At 60.6% G+C, this 23,296-nt stretch carries 15 protein-coding genes; 10 read left to right on the top strand and 5 right to left on the bottom strand.

Annotation, left to right across the window (positions count from 1 at the left end; genetic code table 11):
- The first annotated feature begins 267 nt into the window (after window positions 1-267).
- Window positions 268-2,064, top strand: a complete 1,797-nt coding sequence (locus JQR87_RS06650) for a gamma-glutamyltransferase family protein (protein ID WP_407291480.1) — start codon at window positions 268-270, stop codon at window positions 2,062-2,064.
- 124 nt (window positions 2,065-2,188) lie between these two features.
- Here the strand turns inward: JQR87_RS06650 and JQR87_RS06645 are convergent, their stop codons facing one another.
- Window positions 2,189-4,942: a response regulator gene (locus tag JQR87_RS06645; protein WP_407291481.1), complete on the bottom strand. Its 2,754-nt coding sequence runs from the start codon at window positions 4,940-4,942 to the stop codon at window positions 2,189-2,191.
- Between the two features lie 386 nt (window positions 4,943-5,328).
- Between JQR87_RS06645 and JQR87_RS06640 the strand changes: the two genes are divergently transcribed.
- The gene (locus JQR87_RS06640; RefSeq protein ID WP_407291482.1) at window positions 5,329-6,048 is read left to right on the top strand and encodes a 4'-phosphopantetheinyl transferase family protein; all 720 of its coding nucleotides are present in this window, start codon (window positions 5,329-5,331) and stop codon (window positions 6,046-6,048) included.
- Window positions 6,049-6,100: 52 nt separating this feature from the next.
- Here the strand turns inward: JQR87_RS06640 and JQR87_RS06635 are convergent, their stop codons facing one another.
- The gene (locus JQR87_RS06635; RefSeq protein WP_407291484.1) at window positions 6,101-7,702 is read right to left on the bottom strand and encodes an ATP-binding protein; all 1,602 of its coding nucleotides are present in this window, start codon (window positions 7,700-7,702) and stop codon (window positions 6,101-6,103) included.
- Entirely contained in the window at window positions 7,699-8,421 is a 723-nt protein-coding gene (locus tag JQR87_RS06630; protein WP_407291485.1) for a winged helix-turn-helix domain-containing protein, read from the bottom strand. Before JQR87_RS06630 ends, JQR87_RS06635 begins: the two co-directional genes overlap by 4 nt.
- Before the next feature lie 928 nt (window positions 8,422-9,349).
- Between JQR87_RS06630 and JQR87_RS06625 the strand changes: the two genes are divergently transcribed.
- From JQR87_RS06625 to JQR87_RS06595, 7 genes are all read left to right on the top strand, one after another.
- On the top strand, window positions 9,350-12,241 hold the full coding sequence (locus tag JQR87_RS06625) for a ribonucleoside-diphosphate reductase subunit alpha (RefSeq protein WP_407291487.1): 2,892 nt from the start codon (window positions 9,350-9,352) through the stop codon (window positions 12,239-12,241).
- A 543-nt stretch (window positions 12,242-12,784) separates the two neighbouring features.
- Window positions 12,785-14,038, top strand: coding sequence for a ribonucleotide-diphosphate reductase subunit beta (locus JQR87_RS06620; protein WP_407291488.1), 1,254 nt, complete (start codon window positions 12,785-12,787; stop codon window positions 14,036-14,038).
- A 51-nt stretch (window positions 14,039-14,089) separates the two neighbouring features.
- Window positions 14,090-14,647 (top strand): hypothetical protein, encoded by a 558-nt coding sequence (locus JQR87_RS06615; protein ID WP_407291490.1) that lies wholly within the window; start codon window positions 14,090-14,092, stop codon window positions 14,645-14,647.
- A 1,153-nt stretch (window positions 14,648-15,800) separates the two neighbouring features.
- On the top strand, window positions 15,801-17,063 hold the full coding sequence (locus tag JQR87_RS06610) for a hypothetical protein (RefSeq protein ID WP_407291492.1): 1,263 nt from the start codon (window positions 15,801-15,803) through the stop codon (window positions 17,061-17,063).
- On the top strand, window positions 17,060-17,464 hold the full coding sequence (locus tag JQR87_RS06605) for a hypothetical protein (RefSeq protein WP_407291494.1): 405 nt from the start codon (window positions 17,060-17,062) through the stop codon (window positions 17,462-17,464). Before JQR87_RS06610 ends, JQR87_RS06605 begins: the two co-directional genes overlap by 4 nt.
- A 107-nt stretch (window positions 17,465-17,571) precedes the next feature.
- Window positions 17,572-18,030 (top strand): ABZJ_00895 family protein, encoded by a 459-nt coding sequence (locus JQR87_RS06600; RefSeq protein ID WP_407291495.1) that lies wholly within the window; start codon window positions 17,572-17,574, stop codon window positions 18,028-18,030.
- A gap of 204 nt (window positions 18,031-18,234) precedes the next feature.
- Entirely contained in the window at window positions 18,235-19,092 is an 858-nt protein-coding gene (locus tag JQR87_RS06595) for a DMT family transporter (RefSeq protein WP_407291497.1), read from the top strand.
- A 60-nt stretch (window positions 19,093-19,152) separates the two neighbouring features.
- Here the strand turns inward: JQR87_RS06595 and JQR87_RS06590 are convergent, their stop codons facing one another.
- A complete protein-coding gene (locus JQR87_RS06590) occupies window positions 19,153-20,058 on the bottom strand; it encodes a LysR substrate-binding domain-containing protein (RefSeq protein WP_407291499.1) in 906 nt (301 codons plus the stop codon).
- Between the two features lie 116 nt (window positions 20,059-20,174).
- Between JQR87_RS06590 and JQR87_RS06585 the strand changes: the two genes are divergently transcribed.
- Window positions 20,175-20,894 (top strand): FMN-dependent NADH-azoreductase, encoded by a 720-nt coding sequence (locus JQR87_RS06585; RefSeq protein WP_407291500.1) that lies wholly within the window; start codon window positions 20,175-20,177, stop codon window positions 20,892-20,894.
- A gap of 121 nt (window positions 20,895-21,015) precedes the next feature.
- Here JQR87_RS06585 and katG read toward each other — a convergent pair whose 3' ends face one another.
- Complete coding sequence (katG, locus tag JQR87_RS06580) at window positions 21,016-23,247, bottom strand: catalase/peroxidase HPI (RefSeq protein ID WP_407291502.1); 2,232 nt, start codon at window positions 23,245-23,247, stop codon at window positions 21,016-21,018.
- Window positions 23,248-23,296: the final 49 nt, after the last annotated feature.

The raw sequence follows: 23,296 nt of genomic DNA, 5'->3' as shown, positions 1-23,296 counted from the left end.
CAGCCTTTGAGAGGCGCACATGATACCGGCAACCACCGGCCGCGGGCAGACCATGGTCCCCTCGCGTCGCTCAGGATGGCGGCGCGCTACGGCTGCCGATGCGCCATGTCGAGTGTCCATTCGGCGAAGCAGGCAGACAAACGGCTCAGCTCCCTGAAAATACGAAGATTTTCCCAACCGCAGCGATTTGGCTTGGCAGGACGGAGTCAGTAGTCTAGGTCTGTAAACAGTTACAGCTTTCCTTCCGCCCCAGACAAGGAACATCCCATGCACGCCGGACGAGCTGCCCTGGTTCCATCGATTCTGTTGCTCAGCCTCACCGCCTGTACTCAAACGGACGGCCCGTCCAGCGAAATCCCGCCCGCCCCGGAAGCGTCCAGCGGGTATTCGGCCAAGCCCGGCTGGGCGCTGGAGCGCTTTGCCGTCGCGGCGGCCAACCCGCTGGCGACGGAGGCTGGCTACGACATCCTCAAGGCCGGCGGTAGCGCAATGGATGCGGCCGTGGCGGTCCAGATGGTGCTGAGCCTGGTCGAGCCGCAATCCAGCGGGCTCGGCGGCGGTGCCTTTCTGCTGTACTGGGATGGCGAACACATCGCGGCGCTGGACGGACGCGAGACCGCACCGGCTGCGGTCGACGAGCGACTGTTCCTGACTGCCGACGGCGAGCCAATGGCCTTTCTCGATGCCGTGGTAGGCGGTCGCTCGGTGGGTGTGCCGGGCGTGGTCAGAATGCTTGAGCGCGCGCACGACCAGTACGGGAAACTGCCGTGGCGTGCATTGTTCAAGCCCGCTATCGAACTCGCCGAAGACGGCTTCGAGGTCAGCCCGCGTTTGCACAGCCTGCTGGCCAGCGACCCGGCCTTGCGCGGCGACCCGCGCGCGGCGGCGTTTTACTACCAGGCTAATGGCGAGCCATTACCGGTCGGCCATCGCCTGCGCAACCCGGCTCTCGCCGCTCTGCTCAGGGAGATCGCCGCGCGCGGCAGCGAGGCGTTCTATACGGGCGCCAACGCCCTATCGCTGGTGCAGCAGGTCAATACTCACCCAACCAATCCAGGCCGTATCAGCCTGAGCGATCTGGACGGCTATCAACCGCGACAGCGAGACGCCATCTGTACCCTTTGGCAAAAGCGCTATCAGGTCTGCGGCTTTCCGCCGCCGTCGTCGGGCCACATTACCCAGATGCAGATTCTCGGGATACTGGAACACCTGCCGCCAGTTCAGCCCCTCGATCAGGGCGTGCCCTCTGTCGAGTTCCTGCATCGTTACACCGAGGCCTCTCGCCTGGCCTACGCCGACCGAGCCAAGTACCTGGCTGACCCGGACTTCGTGCCGGTCCCCGGCCGCACCTGGAACAGCATGCTTGCGCCGAGTTACCTCAAAAGCCGTGCGGCACTGATCGGCCCAAGCAGCATGGGCACCGCCGAAGCAGGCGAACCGGGCGAAATGCCTGTCGCGCTCGCCCCGCAGGCGGCGCAGCCGGAATACGGCACAAGCCACATCAGCATTGTCGACGCCGAGGGCAACGCGCTGGCGATGACCACAACCATCGAGCAAGCCTTCGGCTCACGCCTGCTCAACGATGGCGGCACCGGCCTCCCCGGCGGTTACTTGCTCAACAACGAGCTGACGGACTTTGCGTTCGTACCCTACGACGCGATGGGCCGGCAGGTGGCCAACCGGGTCGAACCCAACAAGCGGCCGCGTTCAAGCATGAGCCCGACGCTGGTGTTCGACGTCACGGGCGAGCAATTCCTTGCGAGCCTCGGCTCGCCAGGCGGCGCCGCAATCATTCATTTCACGGCAAAAACCTTGCTGGGCATGTATGACTGGGGACTCGATGCGCAACGCGCGATCGATCTTCCAAACTTCGGCAGTTTCAACGGCCCGACGGTACTTGAATCCGGTCGCTTCCCGACCAGCACCGTGCAGGCGCTCGAAGCCCGTGGTCATGAGGTCAACGAGACCGAAATGACCAGCGGACTGCAAGCGATACAACGTACCGAAAACGGCTGGTTCGGCGGCGCCGATCCGCGCCGCGAAGGGGTGGTGATGGGCGAATGATGCTGCGGCATCGGGCTTTTCAGGCTTTCCTGCGGTCGGCACTGCCGCAGGCGAGCCTTCCTCGTCCGGGTGCGCGCCGAAGGTTCGCCCTCAGGCGAATGCGCTCAAGTGGTTGCGTCCCCCACTAGACCACACGTGCCTCTATCTCCAGCCGCTCGATGGCGCTGTCGAGCTCATCCAGCGCCTGGGCCGCGCTTGGGTGGTTCTGCTTGAGCAGGGTTTCGCTGCGCTCGCAGGCCGCGCGCAACTGAGGCACCCCGCAGTAACGGGTAGCACCGTGCAAACGATGCACGCGGTCGATGGTCGCCTGCCGGTCATTGGCCAGGCGGGTTGCGCGGATCACCTGACGATCATCCTCCAGCGAGGCCAACAGCATGCTCAGCATATCGGCGGCGAGATCGGCCTTGCCGGCGGCCAGGCGCAAGCCTTCTTCCGAGTCCAGCACCTTGAGATTGTTTTCCGGCGGCTGTGCCTCGGGTGGCGCAGCCACAAAGCTGCGCGTCAGCGGCAGGCCAGTCCACTTCAGGATTACCTGAGCCAATTGCCGCTCGCTGATCGGCTTGGTCAGGTAGTCGTCGAGGCCGCTCTGCAACAGCGAACGCTTTTCATTGGAGAGCGCATGCGCCGTGAGGGCAACGATCGGCATTGGCGGCTGAGCGCTGTCGTCCTCCCAGCGGCGAATCGCCTCGGTGGTTTGACGCCCGTCCATGCCCGGCATCTGCACATCCATGAACACCAGATCGAAGGGCTTCTGCTTGACGGCCTCCAACGCTTCCGCGCCGCTGCTCACCGCCTCGACTTCGCCGCCCATATCGGTCAGCAGGGTTTCCAGCAACAACAGGTTGGCCGGGTTATCGTCGACGCAGAGCACGCGTGGCGGTCGCGTCTCAGGCACCGCCGTGCTCTCGATCAACGCCTGCGGTGGCCGCAACAGGTCGAGCAGCACCCGCTGCAACTTGCGCGTGCACGCCGGCTTGCTCTGGAGCTGGGCATGAGTATGCGACTCGGGCAACGCCTCGTGGTACTGCGCCTGTTCGCTGGTTGGGCAGAGCACGATGCACTTACAGCCGAGCCCTTCGAACTCCCATAACCGCAGGCAGAGCTGTTGCGGTGCGATCTCCCGATGCGTCACACCGAGCACGGCTATTTCGATTGGTCTGTCACTGGTATGCGCTTCGAACACGGCCGCTTGCAGTTTATCCAGGCTCTCGAACGGCAGCACTTCCATGCCGCAGCTCTCCAGCTGGTGCTGCAGGGCCTGACGGGTCAGCGGATGCTGTTCAAGCAAGCCAACCTTGCGCCCGAGCAGCGCCGCTCGCGGCAGATCCTCAATGTCGTCACGTGCTTTGGGCAGGCTCAGGCTGATCCAGAACTCGGAGCCCTCTTCCGGAATGCTGTCGACGCCGATTTCCCCCCCCATCTGCTCGATCAGGCGCTTGGAAATCACCAGCCCGAGGCCGGTACCGCCGGGTTGGCGCGACAGGGAATTGTCTGCCTGGCTGAACGCCTGGAACAGCGCGCGCAGGTCCTGATCGGTCAGACCGATGCCGGTGTCCTGCACGCTGATGCGCAGCTGCGCACGGTCGGAGCGCTCATCCTCGACCATCGCGCGAACGATGACAGTGCCTTCGTTGGTGAACTTGATGGCGTTGCTGACCAGGTTGGTCAGCACCTGCTTGAGCCGCAACGGGTCCCCGACCAGCGACAGCGGCGTGTCGCGATAGACCAGACTGACCAGCTCCAGACGCTTCTCGTGTGCTGCTGGGCCGAGGATGGTCAGGGTGTCTTCGATCAGGTCACGCAGGTTGAATGGAATGCTGTCGAGCACCAGTTTGCCGGCCTCGATCTTAGAGAAGTCGAGGATCTCGTTGATGATCCCGAGCAGGCTGTCAGCGGACTTCTCGATGGTCGACAGGTAATCGTGTTGCCGCGGTGTGAGGTCGCTTTTCTGCAACAGATGCGTAAAGCCGAGGATGCCGTTGAGCGGCGTACGGATCTCATGGCTCATGTTGGCCAGAAATTCGGACTTGATCCGGCTGGCCTCCAGCGCTTCCTTACGGGCAAGATCGAGTTCGATGTTCTGGATCTCGATGGTTTCCAGATTCTGCTGCACGTCTTCGGTGGCCTGGTCGATGCTCTGCTGCAGTTCTTCACGGGCGGCCAGCAGCGCCTCGGCCATGCGGTTGATGCCTGCCGCGACCTCGTCCATTTCATGACTGCCGAGCGGCGGCAAACGGGTCTCCAGATGACCGTCCTTGAGCTGCGCCACCGCAACCTTGACCTTGTGCAGCGGCTTACTGATCGCCGTGCTCATGCGCAGCGCCAGCAGTGCGGTGATGATCAGCCCGGCACCGATCAACAACAGGCTGGTAAAGAGGCTGCGGTAACCGCGCAGCAACGTCCCTTGGTGCGACAACTCAAGCTCCAGCCAACCAACCAGGCGGAGGTCGTTTTCCGGGTTGTCTTCGGCGAGATTCAGATGCTTGCCACGCACCGGCAGGAGGATGCGTGTGGTGTCGACGTTGCTGACTTGAGTCAGCGCCTCGGGATCGGTTGGCGGCGATGGGGTGATCATGTTCGGCCCGGCATGGGCCTGCAGGTTGCGCTCGGCATTGAGGATGGACACGGCGCGTACATCGGGCTGGTCCAGCACTTGGTTGAGGATACGTTGTAGCCGTTTGCTATAGCCTTGCGCCATGGCGGGCGCGGCCAGAGGGGCCAACTGCTCTGCAATCAGCTGGCCCCGCGCATCGAGCTGATGGCGCATCTCGGAAAGCTGCATCCAGGTGAAATAGACGCCAAGCGCCACGGCGAGCACCATGCTGGGCAACAATATCAGCACCAGCACGCGACTCTTTATTCCCAAGTCCTTCAACACGGTTCCATTCCCCTTGGTAGCCCGGCCGCTAGTGTAGCGACTCGCTGGGCGGGAAGCTGCACGGCTTCGCTGCGGGGTGACGGAGTGTTATGCCGCTTTCCAAAGTTTTATGGCAATTCGGTGAGAGACGCTGAAGATCATCGCACCACCCGAAGGAGCTGATGCGAAGCCGGGGCGCCTGGTTCGCGAGCAAGCTCGCTCCTACAAGAGCCGTACGCTGCTAACCGTTGGCACTGATGACGGTAGATACTTCGTGACTGCAGCGGATCGCGCAAGCTCGCTCCTACAAAAAGGTGGATCGAGCTAGCGCGCCATAGGACTCATACACAGGACACGCATATTGCCGGGACTGCGCTCGGCCCAGCACTGAGGCACACTATCGCCCCATGAACTCTATTGCATATCACCCCGCCTGCTGCACTCCCTTGAGCGATCAATGGCCGCTGCCGCTCGCCTTGCCAGGCGTGCAATTGATCAGTACCCACTTCGATCCCGCCCTGCTCGTCCCTGAGGACTTCGTCCGCTGCGGCGTGCCACCTATGGCTGCCGTGAGCAAACGTCAGACCGAGTTCCTCGCCGGCCGCCTCTGCGCGTACGAAGCCCTGCGCAGGGTGACTGGCGAGCCCTGCATCCCCGCTGTGAACGACGACCGCTCGCCTTGTTGGCCAACCGGGGTGACCGGTTCCATTACCCACGGCGCCGGCTGGGCCGCAGCGGTGGTGGCGCGTCGTGACCAGTGGCGCGGCCTCGGGTTGGATGTGGAAAAGCAGATTCCAGCCTCCCGGGCGGATCGCCTGGTCGCCGAAATTCTCACCCCGCGCGAGCTGGAGGGCTACGCAGCACTCGACGAGGCCCAACGCTCGCTACGGGTGACCCTTACCTTTTCGATCAAGGAAAGCTTGTTCAAGGCGCTGTATCCGCTCGTCAACAAACGCTTCTATTTCCAGGAAGCCGAGCTGATCCATCATGACGACGGCGGCTATGCTCGCCTGCGGTTGCTCAATGATCTATCGGACGACTGGAAGACCGGTGCCGAACTGGAGGGCCAGTTCGCTCGATTCGATGACTACCTGCTGAGCCTGGTCAGCCTCTCGGCCACTGTTTGAGCGCGCCGCTCGTCCCATCGGGTCGAGATGGGTATCGCAGGCTCACCCCATCCTACCGGGACCGCTTGCGTGGCCAGACCAGACTGAAACGGGCACCGCCCAGTGGGCTGTGACCAATCTGTGAACGGCCATCGTGCCAATAGGAGATACGCCGGACGATCGACAATCCCAGGCCATGTCCACCGGAGGCTCGGGTTCGGCTGTCGTCCAGGCGCAGGAAGGGCGCGAAAACCTTTTCCCACGCCTCTTCCGGTACGCCCGGTCCATCATCTTCTACCACCAGCTGAGCCCGCACGGCATCGATGGCAAAGCTGACGTGAACCCGCGTTTCGGCATGGCGCATCGCATTGCTGATCAGATTGCTCAAGGCGCGACGCAGGTAGTGCGGCTCGGCATCGACGAGACTGCTTCCGTCGGGGCCCGGTTCACACGGCCCGCGCTCAACCAAAACGGCAGGCCGCAACGGCGCCAGCTCTCCGATCACCTGATCGATCAGGGTACTCAGGTCGACCGATTGGAACGTCAGTTCCGGCGAGCCACGTTCGAGACGCGTATACACCAGCATCTCGTCCACCAACCGGTCCAGATCGTCGATGTCACCGTCCATATCGTGCAGATAGCGACTACGCGCTTCCGGTGTCTGCGCCGAGCCGGCCATCTCCAGGCCAAAGCGCAACCGGGCGACGGGCGTTCTCAGCTCGTGAGCCACCGCGCTGACCATCTCCCGCTGCACCGCCAGCAAGCGCTGCAGATGACTGGCCATGCCGTTGAATGCCTTGGCCAGGCGTCCCACCGAGTCGGTGCCGGCGTCCGGAACGCGGGCTTCCAACTGGCCGGCCGCGATGCGTGTGGCGGCGCGCTCGACACTTCGCAACCGTCGCTCCAACTGGCGCACCAGCAGGTACACCGTCAGCCCGATCAGCGACAGGCCCAGCACGCCGATCAGTATCAGCAGCTGGGGCGGATAGGGATTGAGCTGATAGAGCGGACCAAGGGACATGATCCAGGGCGTGCCAGCAATCGCCGCGAATACCCGGATGGCCTCTCCCCCGTTGACCAGCGCCATCACCGTGTCGCCTTCATCCAGTCGGCGACGCTGATCGTCATCGAGGCTGGCACTGTCGCGGGTCAGCAATTGCAGCTCATAACCAAAGCCGCGCGCCTTCTTGAGTTCAGCCAAGCGCTGGGGCTGTTCGTCTTCGGGGTAGCGGATCAGCTCATCGATCAACAGATAGATGGTTGCACGCGCGAGCTGCTCACTGAGCTGCTCCACATCGCCCGTCAGCGCCAGGCGGTCCTCTGCGCTGACCAGCGAAAAGATCGTCACGCTGCCGGGGCGGATCTGCTCCACCAGCACCTGGCCGTTCAGCAGCCGGGTTTCCAAGCTGCTCTCAAGCCGGATGTCTTCCAGGGTTCGCACCCGCAAGGGTATGCCCAGCAGCCGCCCCCATAGATTCGCCGCCTGGCGCCGCTCGATGGGCGTCATGCTGCTCATGTTGTACGCCATCAGGCGAAAGGTACCCGCCGCCAGCGCCTCGCGATGCTGATCGGCTCTTACCTGGTTGAGCAGATGCAAACCACCGGCGCCCAACAGCCCAACCAGCACCAGCACGGCGAGCATGCCGCCGTAGATGCGCAGGAAGATCGAATTCACTGCAGCGCTTCAGCCGCTTCGGAGACGAACAGATAGCCCTTGCCACGTACCGTCTTGATCAGCCGCGGGTGATCGGGGTCATCACCGATCTTCGGGCGGATGCGGGAAATGCGCACGTCAATGGAACGGTCCTGGCCGTCGTACTCGATGCCGCGCAATTCAGAGAAAATCTGTTCGCGGGACATGATCCGTCCCGGATTGGAGGTCAGCAGCCATAGCAGGTCGAACTCAGCGCCCGTCAGCTCGATGCCCTCCCCGCGCAACCAGGCCTCGCGCAGCGCGTTGTCCACTACCAGAGGGCCGTACTGGACGCGTTTTCCACTGGGCATAGGTGAGACCTCTGCGCCCTCACGGCGCCGTAGCAAGGCCCGAATACGCGCCAGCAGCAACCGCGGCCGTACCGGCTTGCAGACATAGTCGTCAGCACCGGTCTCCAGACCGAGCACCTGGTCGAGGTCGTCGGCGCGTGCGGTCAGCATCAGGATCGGACCCTCGTATCGATCGCGCACCTTGCGGCAGATCGACAATCCATCCTCGCCGGGCAGCATCAGATCGAGCACCACCAGATCGGGACGCTCATCAACAATGCGTTCGGCCGCCTGGGCGCCATCCGCCTCGATGGAGACCTGCATGCCGTTGCTTTCAAGATACTCACGGGTCAGTTCGGCCAACCGCTGGTCATCTTCGACAATCAGGATGTTCCAAGACTCTTGATCCACCACGCGCCCTCCCGATACACCGGCCGGCATTGTAGCGCCACGGCGCAGGGAGATGGCAGCAGTAGCGGCGCACCACTCACCGGCCTTTTTTAGTGCGTCTTCATCAGGAAATAACCTCTCGACTCACGCGACCGAGGTGGCCAGAGCGAAGCCATTGCCTTCGTGATCCACCGCCGCAGCGGAGATCGATCACCCCAGACCCAGGCGCTCGACAGGCAGATGGCCAGCATCTGCGCTAATTCCGTCAAATCGACGCCTCGGCGCCAGTGAAACGCTATAAATCCGCCTTTGACAAAACACCACATATAGTGTTTTGCCTAGACCGGCGTCAGGCGTCCGAAAGCATCGGGTGACACGCATCTCATCCGAAGCGTGTGCAGCCCCGAAATGGCGCGGGCTGCGCCCCGATCGCGCACAGCTCGCCCACATCTTATCCACAGGTTGTTCATTTTTAGCGCCTTGCACTGCGCCCGAACCACCACTATCGTGTCGCTCCAGCGGTGTTTTACCCCATATGTTGGGTGTTAAAAGCCGAACAGACACAAACGCCGGAAAAAGCAAGCAAAATAATTCGCTCTGATTTTTACCCGGCTTGCGCTCGCATCGGCGCGATAGATCGCCGCCGCAGACCGCGACCCTGCGCAGCTCAACATTGATTTTGCTCAAGCCCAGCAGTAGCGCATGCGCCAAACGCATCACACTACATGTTGTGTTTTGAGGTTGTGATCTTCACAACGCCTGACTATGCTTCGGCACATTCGATTCGCCACCCTCTGGTGCCGGATCGTTTCCAGTTTTGAGTCACCCATGGCCGGTTCGCCGGGGCATGGTTAATGCAACACGAGACATGCGACATCCGATCAAGGCCGCCCACGAAGCAGGCCTGACACCTAACGAGCTACCGAGACAGAGAGAATCCGGAGACCCCATGCAGAACGAGTCCATTCGCGAGAACCCGCACGCCGACAGCACGCTGGACCTGGCCGCCACTGCGCCGGGCCAGCTACGCGTGATCAAGCGCAACGGTACAGTCGTCCCCTACACCGATGACAAGATCACCGTCGCCATCACCAAGGCGTTTCTCGCAGTGGAAGGCAACAATGCCTCTGCCTCGTCGCGCATCCATGACACCGTCGCGCGTCTGACCGAACAGGTCACTGCCACCTTCAAGCGCCGCATGCCCTCCGGCGGCACCATCCATATCGAAGAAATCCAGGATCAGGTCGAACTGGCCCTGATGCGTTCCGGTGAGCAGAAAGTCGCGCGCGACTACGTGATCTACCGCGAGTCCCGCACCCAGGAGCGCAAGCGTGGCGCGGTCGACGCGCCGGTTGACGCCCATCCGAGCATCCGCATCAAACGCGCCGACGGCAGCCTGTCGCCGCTGGACCTGGGCCGCCTGAACACCATCATCACCGAAGCCTGCGAAGGCCTTGCAGAAGTCGATGGCGCGCTGATCCAGAAAGAAACCCTGAAAAACCTGTACGACGGCGTCGAGCAGACCGACGTCAACACCGCCCTGGTGATGACCGCCCGCACCCTGGTTGAGCGTGAGCCGAACTACTCCTACGTTACCGCACGCCTGCTGATGGACACCCTGCGCGCCGAAGCCCTGAGCTTCCTGGACGTCGCCGAATCCGCTACCCATCACGAAATGGCCGACCTCTACGCCAAGGCGCTGCCGGCCTACGTGGAAAAAGGTGTGCAGTTCGAGCTGCTCGACCCGCGCCTGAAAGAGTACGACCTGGCCAAGCTGGGCGCCGCGATCAACCATGAGCAGGACCAGCAGTTCACTTACCTCGGCCTGCAGACCCTCTACGACCGCTACTTCATCCACAAGGATGGCGTGCGCTTCGAGCTGCCGCAGATCTTCTTCATGCGCGTCGCCATGGGCCTGGCCATCGAGGAAGAACAGCGCGAAGCCCGCGCCATCGAGTTCTACAACCTGCTGTCGTCCTTCGACTACATGGCCTCCACGCCGACCCTGTTCAACGCCGGCACCCTGCGCCCGCAGCTGTCGTCGTGCTACCTGACCACCGTGCCGGACGACCTGGGCGGCATCTACGATGCCATCCGCGATAACGCCCTGCTCTCCAAATTCGCTGGCGGCCTGGGCAACGACTGGACCCCGGTGCGCGCACTCGGCGCCTACATCAAGGGCACCAACGGCAAATCCCAGGGCGTCGTGCCCTTCCTGAAAGTGGTCAACGACACTGCTGTTGCGGTCAACCAGGGCGGCAAGCGCAAGGGCGCGGTCTGCGCGTATCTCGAAACCTGGCACCTGGACATCGAGGAATTCCTCGAACTGCGCAAGAACACCGGTGACGACCGTCGCCGTACCCATGACATGAACACCGCCAACTGGATTCCCGACCTGTTCATGAAGCGCGTCTTCGACGACGGCAAGTGGACCCTGTTCTCGCCAAGCGAAGTACCCGACCTGCACGACCTCACCGGCAAGGCCTTCGAGGAGCGTTACGAGTACTACGAAGCCCTGATCGAATACGGCAAGATCAAGAACTACAAGACCCTGCAGGCCAAAGACCTGTGGCGCAAGATGCTGTCCATGCTGTTCGAAACCGGCCACCCATGGCTGACCTTCAAGGACCCGTGCAACCTGCGCAGCCCGCAGCAGCACGTCGGCGTGGTACACAGCTCCAACCTCTGCACCGAGATCACGCTGAACACCAACAAGGACGAGATCGCCGTCTGCAACCTGGGCTCGATCAACCTGCCCCAGCACATCGTCGACGGTAAGCTGGACACCGCCAAGCTGGAGCGCACCGTGCGCACCGCTGTGCGGATGCTCGACAACGTCATCGACATCAACTACTACTCGGTGCCGCAGGCGCGTAACTCCAACTTCAAGCACCGCCCGGTGGGCCTGGGCATCATGGGCTTCCAGGACGCGCTGTACCTGCAGCACATCCCCTATGGTTCCGACGCCGCCATCGACTTCGCCGACAAGTCCATGGAAGCGGTCAGCTACTACGCCATCCAGGCCTCCTGTGATCTGGCCGACGAGCGTGGCGCCTACGAAACCTTCCAGGGTTCGTTGTGGAGCCAGGGCATCCTGCCGCTGGATTCCCAGCAGATCCTCATCGAAGCGCGTGGCCAGAAGTACATCGACGTCGACCTGACCGAGTCCCTGGACTGGGCCCCGGTGCGTGCGCGCGTCAAGAACGGCATCCGTAACTCGAACATCATGGCCATCGCGCCGACCGCGACCATTGCCAACATCACCGGCGTGTCGCAGTCCATCGAGCCGACCTACCAGAACCTGTACGTGAAATCGAACCTCTCGGGCGAGTTCACCGTGATCAACCCCTACCTGGTTCGCGACCTCAAGGCCCGCGGCCTGTGGGACGCGGTCATGATCAACGACCTCAAGTACTACGACGGTTCCGTGCAGCAGATCGAGCGCATCCCGCAGGAATTGAAAGACCTCTACGCGACCGCCTTCGAAGTGGAAACCAAGTGGATCGTCGACGCCGCCAGCCGCCGCCAGAAGTGGATCGACCAGGCCCAGTCGCTGAACCTCTACATCGCCGGCGCCAGCGGCAAGAAACTGGACGTGACCTACCGCATGGCCTGGTACCGTGGCCTGAAAACCACCTATTACCTCCGTGCCCTGGCCGCGACCAGCACCGAGAAGTCCACCGTCAACACCGGCAAGCTCAACGCCGTGTCCAGCGGTGGCAACAGCGGCGCCAGTGCTGCCCCGGCGAAAGCTGCGCCAGCGCCAGAAATGGCCGCCGGCCCGGCACCGGTGCCAAAAGCCTGCGCCATTGATGAACCGGATTGCGAAGCCTGCCAATAAGAAACCTGGCTGACGCACGAATCTGAGCGGACCGCGCGTTGTTGTCCGCCAAGCCGGCCCCCATCACGTACAGCTGTACGCTCAGGGGCTCCGACTTGGCAGACGCCTAGCGCTGCCTCGCTCAGCTTCGCGCTCACACCGAGTGAGCGCTGAAAAAGCGCTGCTCTAGGAGCGAGAGAAACACGGACTTGTAGGAGAGGCGGACGGCTAGTTGCGGACGGCCAGTCGGGGACGCCGAGTTGCGTCACCTGTAGGAGCGAGCTTGCTCGCGATCCACTATCCGCCAACTCCCGATCCGAGTTAGTGCAATAGCCACAGGCCAGCCCTGCTCCCATCCCCTCGCCCCACCGGGGAGAGGGCTAGGGTGAGGGGCCGCTCCACCAGACAACACAAAGGCCGGACCCAAACCCCGGCCTGATACAGAACACCGGGACGCAGGGCACCTCCACCCTCCCCCAACCAAACAACCGCTTTTGCGTGCACACACAAAAGCCCAAAACATTCCGACCGGCCACGACCGGTCCCCAATCAGGAGAAACCACCATGCTGAGCTGGGACGAATTCGACGAAGAAGACACCACCTCTGCCGCCACACCGGCCGCTCCCCAAGCCGCTGCAGCAAAATCCGACGCCCCCGCCAAACTCGACCAGGACGCCGCCGGCTCCGTCGAAGAAGCCCGCGCCGTTGCCTCTGACGACTCCGCTGCCGTCGCCCGCGCCAAGAAAGCCCTGGACGACCTCGACATTCAGGAAGGCCTGGACGACCTCGAAGGCGCCTCCGCCCGCGTTCACGTCGGCGACAAGCAGATGATCAACGCCCGCGCCGACCTCAACCAGCTCGTCCCCTTCAAGTACGACTGGGCCTGGCAGAAGTATCTGGATGGTTGCGCCAACCACTGGATGCCGCAGGAAGTGAACATGAACGCCGACATCGCCCTGTGGAAGAGCCCGGACGGCCTCTCCGAGGACGAGCGCCGCATCGTCAAGCGCAACCTCGGCTTCTTCTCCACCGCCGACAGCCTGGTCGCCAACAACCTCGTGCTGGCCGTGTACCGCCTGATCACCAACCCCGAGTGCCGCCAGTACATCCTGCGCCAGGCCTTCGAAGAGGCGATCCACACCCACGCCTACCAGTACTGCATCGAATCGCTGGGCATGGATGAAGGCGAGATCTTCAACATGTACCACGAGATCCCGAGCGTCGCGAAGAAGGCCTCCTGGGGCCTCAAGTACACCCGCTCCATCTCCGACCCGACCTTCCAGACCGGCACCGTCGAGACGGATAAAGAATTCCTGCGCAACCTCATCGCCTACTACTGCGTGCTGGAAGGCATCTTCTTCTACTGCGGTTTCACCCAGATCCTCTCCATGGGCCGCCGCAACAAGATGACCGGCACCGCCGAGCAGTTCCAATACATCCTGCGCGACGAGTCCATGCACCTGAACTTCGGCATCGACGTGATCAACCAGATCAAGATCGAAAACCCACACCTGTGGGACGCCGCCATGAAGGACGAAGCGACCCAGATGATCCTCCAGGGTACGCAGCTCGAAATCGAATACGCCCGCGATACCATGCCCCGCGGCGTCCTCGGCATGAACGCCTCGATGATGGAGGACTACCTCAAGTTCATCGCCAACCGTCGCCTGACACAAATTGGCTTGAAGGAAGAGTATCCGGGCACTACCAACCCGTTCCCTTGGATGAGCGAGATCATGGACCTCAAGAAAGAGAAAAACTTCTTTGAGACGCGGGTTATTGAGTATCAGACGGGTGGGGCTTTGAGCTGGGATTGAGTACTGGAAAGGCCCCGTTTGCTCGGGGCCTGCAGCTGAAGGGAAGCCACTATGACAGCAAGCATCACTGCCTTAAAAGAAGCCAAGAAACAGCTACGAAACGCCAATAGAAAGTTCAAATCATGGAGCGCCCAACCCACATTCGGCCCCGAGGGAGAATATACATCCAACTCCCTAAAAGCCGGGGTGGATGCCATTCTGATCGATCTGTCCGCCCTTTCTAAATCTGACGCCAAAATTATAAAAATCACTACCCACCAAGAAAGGACAAACCTAACAAACTTAACCACGAAGCTCGCGCAACTGCTGCCGTCAGAAAACGGAGCACAAATCGCAGCGCATTTAGACGCACTCAAAGTTTCGCTTCGCCCATACAATCTGCGATTCACGGCCGAGCGAAGCGAAGAATTTTTCAACAATTGCGATGAACTGCAAAGGCGTGCCACTGAGCTCTCAGTCAAGACGACAGAGATTGAAGCATCCTTAGAGTCTGCACAAAGCATCATAGAAGAAAGCAAGAAAGCAAGAAAGCTAACGACGATCTCTCCTCAAGAGTTTCAGAGCTTGAAATCCTTATTTCTGAAATCCCTACTAAGCTCAGCGCAATAAGCGAATCTGAAGAGGCCGCCGACTCTCATTTAGGAAGTATTTCTGCACTACAAACGTCCGCCAAACAAGCCCTGAGCCAGATCAAGGAAACGCAGACACTCATAGATAACTTTGTAAACAAAATCTCTCAACGAGAAATACAGTTAGAAGAACAATCAAAAAAATCGGAAAGCTTTCAGCAGCGCCTTAGCGATTATCAGGCGCAGCATGAGAAACTCCTAAAAAAAGCAGAAGGCCTAATTGAGAGTTCTCGACAAGCTCTTGGCTATGCTACAGCCGAGGGCCTGAGTGCTGCATTTCAAGAACACCATACTCTCACACGAGAAGACTGGGCAGCCAAAGGCTGGGTTGTAAGTTCTGGAGTCTTCCTTCTCCTCGCTATCGGCATCGGCATCTGGGTTGCAAGCGGCGCAGAGCAGGCCACATCTCTGCCGCTTATCATTGGAAGGCTCACGCTTATACCTCTGTGCGTCGCCGGATCATGGTTTAGCGCAAGTCAATTTATCAAGTTAAAGAATTTAGCCGAGGATTATGCTTACAAAAGCGTTCTCGCCAAATCTCTTGTAGGTTTCTCGGAGCAGATCCGACAGAGCGGGGAAGATCCCGCGTGCCATACGACATACCTGCAGCAGGTTCTCAATGAGATACACAAAGACCCCCTGCGGCAGAGAAACCAAAAGAGCGATAAAGATAAGCTCGACATAAACTCCATCAAGGAGGCTATGGATCAGCTCTTCGCTATCGGAAAAGAGCTGAAAGAATTAGCCCCTAAGCTAACCGGTAGCTTTGGTCAGAAAGCACCTGAGTGATTTCGAGAGCGAGCGATGAAAGGCGGCCAACGCTCTGCTTGTCCACCGCTCCGTGACACCACCCGCCATACTTTCCCCGCTCCCACAAGAAAAAAGGGGACAGCGAGGTAGCCTGGAAGCGACGCGTGGAAAAGGCTTCGCCGTTTTCCACCCTACGCTCTAACCCCCAACCCGCTCATTTTCCGCCGTGCCGAACGAAACGCTAGTGATGCTGGCAGGCCGCGATTTGAAATCTAGCAGCCCCCGACAGTGCCCAAGCCCAAGTTTCGTGAACGAGGGCCGGTTAGCCAAGGCCGTCAAACAGATAGACTGCGGCCCGGTTCAACAGCACAGGGAAGATTTTCATGGGGACGGACACCCTCAAAGACGCAGCCTACCCGTTCGATCAGGGCTGGGATCTGGACACCGGCTGGAAGCCTGACAGAACTGGCAGCCGCGATTCGAGCTGGCTACCTGAACATGGCTGGGGCCGACAGGCCGAGTTGCCGAAGATCAAGCCAGGCAACGGCGGCGCCTCCTTTGCCGCCTGGGAGCAAAAGGTCGAAGCCGCTCCAGAACTATCGGATTGGCCGCCGCCCGTTATGCTCAAGCTTCCCGAAGCCCTGCCGCCAGGCTTCTACATAGTGCCGCGCAGCATGTCCGGCGAGCAGGTGCTCGCCAGGCTGTTCGCCGACGCGCCGCACAAACATCTGGTCAATCGCATCAAGGCTCTAAATCCGACCTTCGCGAAGGGCTTTAAAGCCGGAGAAATGTTTGTTCTCGGCAACCTGATCAATCCAGCCGCTTGCTCACGCGAAGAAGCTGACCTGATGGCAGCCGCAGCGAAGGTGCGCGCAGCTCTGGAACCATTGAGCGAGAGCGAAGCCAATTTCATGGCTGACCATCAAGCCGAAATCGCTTTGATGGTGGGTGGCGCAAGCGGATCGCTGGGGCTCGGCACCGACGTGCTCGGGAACGGCTTGAAGCAAATCGAGAGCACATTGCGCGACATCGAATACCTTCATCAGCGCGAGTTCGCAGCGCATGGTCATCTGCGCAGTCAGCAGTTCTTCACGTCCCGCCAACAGCTGTACCGCCAGCTCGACAACCAGTTGAAGGCAACCTTTCTTGGTAAGCAACTGGGACTGGGCAACTACCCAACCTTGCGCCAGGATCTCGGCATTTCCACCCGTAGCTTGGTACATCATTGGAGCAAGGGCGGCGCGCCAGGCCAGATACCCGGATACGCGACCCACATGAATGAAATTGCCAAGGCGGCGAAGTACCTCAAGTATGGCGGCTACGTTGGTGTCGCGCTTGGCGGGACGGCCTCACTATTGAAAGTCCAAGAGGTCTGCCAGGCCGGGGAAACCCAGGCGTGTCAGAAGATTCGGTTTACCGAGACGGGTAATTTTGCTGGGGCGCTGGGTGGTGGAGCGCTAGCTGTGGCGATTGCTAGTCCTGCGGCGGGATCGATTTGCGTCGCCCTTGGAATTGCGACAGGCGGACTGGGCGGTGTTGTTTGCGGTCTGGTAGTGGTTGGCGGAGCTTCGGTTGCTGGTGGGGCCGGTGGCGGATGGGCTGGCGAACTTGCGGGCGAGAAGATTTATGAGGGGAGTAAGCATTGAACTTCAGCACATGGTTTGAAACCTGGCCGTTAGACCTTCAAATCACCTTTCTCTTAGCCCCTTTCGCAATCGGGTTCTCAGGCCTGCTCATGATTCTTGTAATGGCCTACAGAAATCTCGACACGATACTCCATACGTTCCCAAACAGCGGATACGTGATTAGACAGAAAATGCTTTGGGGTGACAGCGGCCTTTACTCCCGTTTTGTGTTAACCAGCAGTTTGGCAGCTATAGCATTGTTCCCCAAAGGTCACATAAACCGGGGAGACCTGTTGGAAAGCGAACTGCGCAATCTCCCCCACTCCATTAAACACCGCATGGTAGTGGCCTGGTGGCTCTGCTTCGCCGGGATGGCTTGGCTGCTTCTCGCAGTCGGCCTGCTGAAGCTCACGTCAGATTGAAGGAGACACCAGCGATCAATACCCTCTCGTTGATCGCTTTGCAATTGACTCACATACGTGAAATCTAGCTCACCTGCTAATTAAACGATGAAATACAAGGACGTTCCATGACATCTAAAAACGAGATATCTGTTATCAAATATGTAGGATTGTTTGCATTGCTAAACGCAGCATTAATGCTCTTTTTCAATGTACTCGCACTCGGCTTCGACATTGACTTCGGCTCCGGAGCTAATATAGCAATCTTGATGGGCGCATCCGTGGTTACTTCCAATCAATTTGTAACTGCCAACAAAAGGGCCCCGGATAAGTCGGAAAAAAACAAGCTGATATTTGGCTGCTTATTGTCAGCAATTGCCATATCGATCGTTGGCGTTGCGATATTGATTTCCATTGCATTCGGCCCACGAGGGCTAGCTGAAATAAAAAGCATTCTTCCCGCGCTCTCTATGCAAACGTGGTTCGTCATTATAAGCGCAGTAACGTTTTTCCATTATTTAATGCTAAGCCTCTCATTTGGATGGCATGCAAATAGATTAGCCATGAAAATTCAATCAAAAGCGTAACGCAACATTGTTTGGCCGGTCATTTCATGCGCTGTGACTGGCTGTGCACGGCCCAAGGTCGTGAACCGAAGTGCATGGGGCGCTTCTGGGCAGGTCGGAGAAAACAACCGAGGCCATTATCGAGGCAACCTCCGGACGTGCCCTATGACAGCGCGGCGCGCCTGATCCAGAACAACATGCTCAGCGGTATGCCGAGGACAACGAATGAAAGATTCAGCCCGCGGATTATTACTGGTGACGAGCGGCATCTTCATACTTAGCTTCGATGGCTTGCTGGTGCGTCTGGCACAGGCGGATGGCTGGAACATTGTGTTCTGGCGGGGTTTGTTGATGTTCGTGGCACTTGGGGTGTTTTCGCTGTCTGCCAAAAGCCGGGCGAGCATCCGGGCGCAACCGCTGGTCAGCACCAGTTCGGCACTGTTAATGGCGCTGACTTCGATCTTCTTCGTGTTGGCTGTCATCCATACCACGATTGCCAATGTCGTGGTCGTGCTCAGCACAGCACCGTTGTTCGCGGCGCTGTTCACCCGGTTTTTCTTGCGCGAGCACGTGGGGCTGCATACCTGGCTGGCGATAGGTGTAGCCGCACTGGGGATCATGGTGGTATTTGCTGGAGCCTTCACCCCGACGGATCGGGCCGGTAACGGGTATGCGCTGCTGTCCTCGGCGGCGGTGGGCGCCAACCTCACCCTGTTGCGCCGCCATCCGGCCATCGATCGAATGCCACTCATTGCGCTGGGCGGTTTTGCGGCCGCATTGATCGCATTGCCCAATGCGCAGCCGTTCAACCTGAACGCGACAAGTTACTGGGCGTTGGCGGTGATGGGGCTGGTGCAGATGCCCCTGGCCACACTGCTGATCAACAATGCGACGCGCTATCTGCCCTCAGCTGAAGTGGCGCTCTTTTATCTGCTGGAAAGCGTGCTGGGCACGCTCTGGGCCTGGTATTTTCTACATGAAACGCCCGCCAGCGCGACGCTCTACGGTGGCGCTCTGGTCATCACAACGCTGGTAGCGCACGCTGGCCTGACCTTGCGCTCACGCCCCGCATTGCCGGCCTGAGGAGCCGGCGACGAAAGTAACGGATCTGCTGGAGCACGTCAGGCTCTGCGTATCCACGCCTCACCCTGTCACCTCGCACAACCTACCCGGCACCGCCATCACCCACTCCCGCACCGCCAGCACCGCCGGGTCCTCCCGACGATTTTCTGGGTACACGAGGTGAAAGGGCTTGCCCTCCATCTCCGGTCCGAACGGCTGCACCAGCCGCCCTGCCCTCAATTCATCCTCGATCAGCTGACGGCTCATCAGGGCCACGCCCTGCGCACCAATCGCAGCCGAGATGGCGTGGGTCTCGTCGGAGAAGACCAGCCCGGCATTGACGTCCAGCCCCGGCACGTTGCCGAGCTTCTGCCATGCCAGCCAATGGATCGGTGCTGACGCGGCGGCCTGAGCATGGAAGTGAATCAAGGGATGCCTGGGCAGCTCGTCAACATCACGCAAACCGAGGTGCGGGCTGCAGACCGGGACGAAGGTGTTGTCGAACAGCTTCTCTGCCAATAGCCCCGGCCAGCGGCCGTCGCCGTAGCGGATGGCAATATCCGCCGTAACGCCGTCCAGCGGGACCGGTTCGTGTGAGGTGTGAAAGCGCAGATCGATGTCGGGGTGGGAGTCGCGCAGCATGCAGACCCAAGGCACCAGCCAGCGGACGGCGATAGCCGGTGTGGTGCTGAGCGTGATGGCTTGCCGGCATGGCGTGGCACTGAGCCGCTCCACCGTTGTGCTGATGTTGTCGAAGGCCGTCTCCAGGGTTTGCTGCAGCTCGCGGCCCTGAGCGGTCAATTCCAGCTTGCGCGGCTTGCGCAGGAACAGCGCCACGCCGAGCGTTGCTTCTAATGAACGAATCTGATGACTGATCGCCGTGGCCGTGACGTGAAGTTCTTCGGCCGCCTGCTTGGCGCTCTCGTGCCGCGCTGCCGCTTCGAAGGCGCGCAGCGCCGAAAGCGAAGGTAACCACCGATGCGCCATAGCTGAGTTTTCCTCACCTGTAACCGAAAGAAATGGTCGTTTGTCGCCTACAGAGCCTAGCCCTAGCCTGCATTCAACGCGAACACAGATGAATTCTTTCACAGAGGAGACTCGCCATGACACACCTACTGCACCTCGACGCCAGCGCCCGCCCCGGCCTCGCTGGCAAGGACGAGCACGGCTCCCACAGCCGCCATCTGACCCAGCGCTTCGTCAGCCAATGGCAGGCCCGCCGCATGCAGGACGACATCACTTATCGGGACATTGGCCAAAACCCACCCTCCTTCATCAGCCATGACTGGATCGCCTCCAGCTTCACGCCAGACGAACGCCGTGAGCCATGGATGAAGCAAACGCTGGCCGAAAGCGACCAGCTGGTAGATGAGCTGATCGCCGCCGACGTGCTGGTCATCGGCACGCCTCTCTACAACTTCGGCATGCCGGCTGCGCTCAAGGCCTGGATCGACCAGATCGTGCGACCGGGGCGGACGGTTGAAGTGGATGAAAGCAAACTGCCCGATCCCTACGTGCCGCTGCTGGCTGACCGGCCGCGGTACGCCATCATTCTCAGCGCCAGGGGCGGCATCGGCTTTGGCCCAGGCGGAGAGATGGCGCACATGAACCATTTGGAACCGAACCTGATCACCGCGCTCAATTTCATCGGGATCACCCGCATCCATCAGATTGCCATCGAAGGACAGGAAACGGGCGGCGAGGTGTTGGCGGCCTCGGTGGCACAGGCGCTGCGTGACGTGGATGCCTTGGTTGTCCGGCTTCAGGCGATGATCGACAAGCCTTCAACTCTGACCGATCTGAGGCAGACCGAGGCGGTGTAAGGAGGTGGCACTTTCGACGGTGCGGTCGGTCCGTTGTAAACCCTGCGTACTGGTTCCGGACATGCTGAATTTAGGATAAAAAAGCGATCAAAGCGGCGCCCCTAAGGGCGCCGCACTTATTTCAAGCAGAGAGCTTCTGGCTGTAGATGTCCGCTGGGTTGCCGATGTCGACCCGGTCCGCGTTCATCACCTTGTCCCACGCTTTGACGAAGTCATGGACGAACTTCTCGTTGCCGTCGGCCATACCGTAGACCTCTGCCTGAGCGCGTAGCTCGGACTGCGAGCCGAAGATCAGATCCACGCGGGTGGCGGTCCAGGTGGGCTGGCGGGTCTTGCGATTGAGGCCCTGGAAGCGATTCTTGTGATCGGTCGCGACCCACTCGGTGCCCATGTCCAGCAGATTGACAAAGAAGTCGTTCGACAGCGTGCCTACGCGGTCGGTAAAGACGCCCTCCTTCCCGCCATCGGCGTTAGTGCCCAGTACCCGCATGCCGCCGACCAGCGCAGTCATTTCCGGCGCGCTGAGGCGGAGCAAGTGCGCCTTGTCGACCAGTGCCTCCTCGGGCGCCATGAAGTGGGCGTCGTAGTAGTGATTGCGGAAGCCATCTGCGACCGGGCGCAGTGCCTGGAACGACTCTGTATCGGTCCATTCCTCCAGGGCATCCATTCGTCCTGGCGTAAAGGGGACTTTGATGGTGACGCCGCCATCCTGGGCCGCTTTTTCCACCGCGGCGCAGCCGGCCAGCACGATGAGGTCCGCCATGGACACCTTCTTGCCGCCAGTTGCCGAACCATTGAACTCGTTCTGGATGTTGGTCAGCTTTTCCAGCACACGGGCCAGCAACGCCGGGTTGTTCTCTTCCCAGTCCTTCTGCGGGGCGAAGCGGATACGTGCACCGTTGGCACCGCCACGCTTGTCCGAGCCGCGGAAGGTGGACGCTGATGCCCAGGCGACAGACACCAGCTCCGACACGGAAAAGCCCATGCCGAGCAGCTTCTGCTTGAGGGAGGCGATATCGGCGTCGTCGATCAGCGGGTGATCGCATTCAGGAATCGGGTCCTGCCAGATCAGCGTTTCCTTGGGTACGAGTGGCCCGAGGTAGCGGCCGGTGGGGCCCATGTCGCGGTGGGTCAGCTTGAACCAGGCGCGGGCGAAGGCATCCGCGAATTCGTCCGGGTTCTCCAGGAAGTGCCGCGAGATCTTTTCGTATTCCGGGTCGAAGCGCAGGGCCAGGTCCGAGGTCAGCATGGTCGGCTTGCGCTTCTTGTTGGGGTCGAACGGATCGGGAATGATTTCGCCGACATCCTTGGCCTGCCACTGATGCGCACCTGCGGGGCTCTTGGTCAGCTCCCACTCGAAGTTGAACAGGTTTTCGAAGAAGTAATTCGACCACTGCGTCGGGGTCTGGCTCCAGATCACTTCCAGGCCCGACGTGATGGCGTCGGCGCCGACACCGCTCTTGTAGCGGCTGCGCCAGCCGAGGCCCTGGTCCTCGATGACGGCGCCTTCAGGCTCCGGCCCCATCAGCGAGGGGTCGCCCGCACCGTGAGTCTTGCCGAAGGTGTGTCCTCCAGCAATCAAGGCCACGGTTTCGTAATCGTTCATCGCCATGCGGGCGAAGGTTTCGCGGATGTCGCGCGCCGATGCCTTGGGGTCCGGGTTGCCGTTCGGGCCTTCCGGGTTCACGTAGATCAAGCCCATCTGCACGGCGCCCAGCCCGGGATGCAATTGCCGCTCGCCACTGTAGCGTTCGTCACCCAGCCAGGTGCCTTCTGGGCCCCAGTAGAGTTCTTCCGGCTCCCAGGTATCGGCGCGGCCACCGGCGAAACCGAAAGTCTTGAAGCCCATGGATTCGAGCGCCACGTTGCCGGTGAGCACGTACAGGTCTGCCCATGACAGCTTGCGGCCGTATTTCTGCTTGATCGGCCACAGCAAGCGCCTGGCCTTGTCGAGGGCAGCATTGTCCGGCCAGCTATTGAGAGGCGCGAAGCGCTGCTGCCCACCGCCAGCGCCGCCACGGCCGTCAGTGATGCGGTAGGTCCCCGCGCTGTGCCAGGCCAGGCGGATGAACAGCCCACCATAGTGGCCAAAATCGGCTGGCCACCACTCTTGCGAGTCGGTCATGACCTTATGCAGGTCAGCAATCACCGCGTCGAGATCGAGCGACTCGAATTCAGCGGCATAGTCGAAATCCCCGCCGTATGGGTTGGAGCGCGGCGAGTGCTGGTTGAGTGAGGTAAGGCTCAGAGCTTCCGGCCACCAGTCACGGTTGCTCGGACGCTTGCGAGGTGCACCGGCGCCATGACCGAACGGGCATCCACCACCTGTAGTTTCTCCAGACTCAGCGCTCATGTTCTTCTCCTCAAGTAGTTGTAGTCGTCGCGGTCAGGCGCCGCTTCTA

Origin of the sequence: Stutzerimonas stutzeri, assembly GCF_051028275.1 — a bacterium.
GTDB lineage: Bacteria > Pseudomonadota > Gammaproteobacteria > Pseudomonadales > Pseudomonadaceae > Stutzerimonas > Stutzerimonas stutzeri_AS.
Note: the sequence above shows the minus strand (reverse complement) of the source record. Positions and strands in the feature narration are given on the sequence as shown.

What these genes read in the sequence shown, in the direction of transcription:
- JQR87_RS06615 (WP_407291490.1), top strand. Translation starts at nt 14,090, where the DNA reads ATGACAGCAAGCATCACTGCCTTAAAAGAAGCCAAGAAACAGCTACGA.
- katG (WP_407291502.1), bottom strand. Translation starts at nt 23,247, where the DNA reads ATGAGCGCTGAGTCTGGAGAAACTACAGGTGGTGGATGCCCGTTCGGT.
- JQR87_RS06620 (WP_407291488.1), top strand. Translation starts at nt 12,785, where the DNA reads ATGCTGAGCTGGGACGAATTCGACGAAGAAGACACCACCTCTGCCGCC.
- JQR87_RS06650 (WP_407291480.1), top strand. Translation starts at nt 268, where the DNA reads ATGCACGCCGGACGAGCTGCCCTGGTTCCATCGATTCTGTTGCTCAGC.
- JQR87_RS06595 (WP_407291497.1), top strand. Translation starts at nt 18,235, where the DNA reads ATGAAAGATTCAGCCCGCGGATTATTACTGGTGACGAGCGGCATCTTC.
- JQR87_RS06640 (WP_407291482.1), top strand. Translation starts at nt 5,329, where the DNA reads ATGAACTCTATTGCATATCACCCCGCCTGCTGCACTCCCTTGAGCGAT.
- JQR87_RS06585 (WP_407291500.1), top strand. Translation starts at nt 20,175, where the DNA reads ATGACACACCTACTGCACCTCGACGCCAGCGCCCGCCCCGGCCTCGCT.
- JQR87_RS06625 (WP_407291487.1), top strand. Translation starts at nt 9,350, where the DNA reads ATGCAGAACGAGTCCATTCGCGAGAACCCGCACGCCGACAGCACGCTG.
- JQR87_RS06590 (WP_407291499.1), bottom strand. Translation starts at nt 20,058, where the DNA reads ATGGCGCATCGGTGGTTACCTTCGCTTTCGGCGCTGCGCGCCTTCGAA.
- JQR87_RS06600 (WP_407291495.1), top strand. Translation starts at nt 17,572, where the DNA reads ATGACATCTAAAAACGAGATATCTGTTATCAAATATGTAGGATTGTTT.
- JQR87_RS06610 (WP_407291492.1), top strand. Translation starts at nt 15,801, where the DNA reads ATGGGGACGGACACCCTCAAAGACGCAGCCTACCCGTTCGATCAGGGC.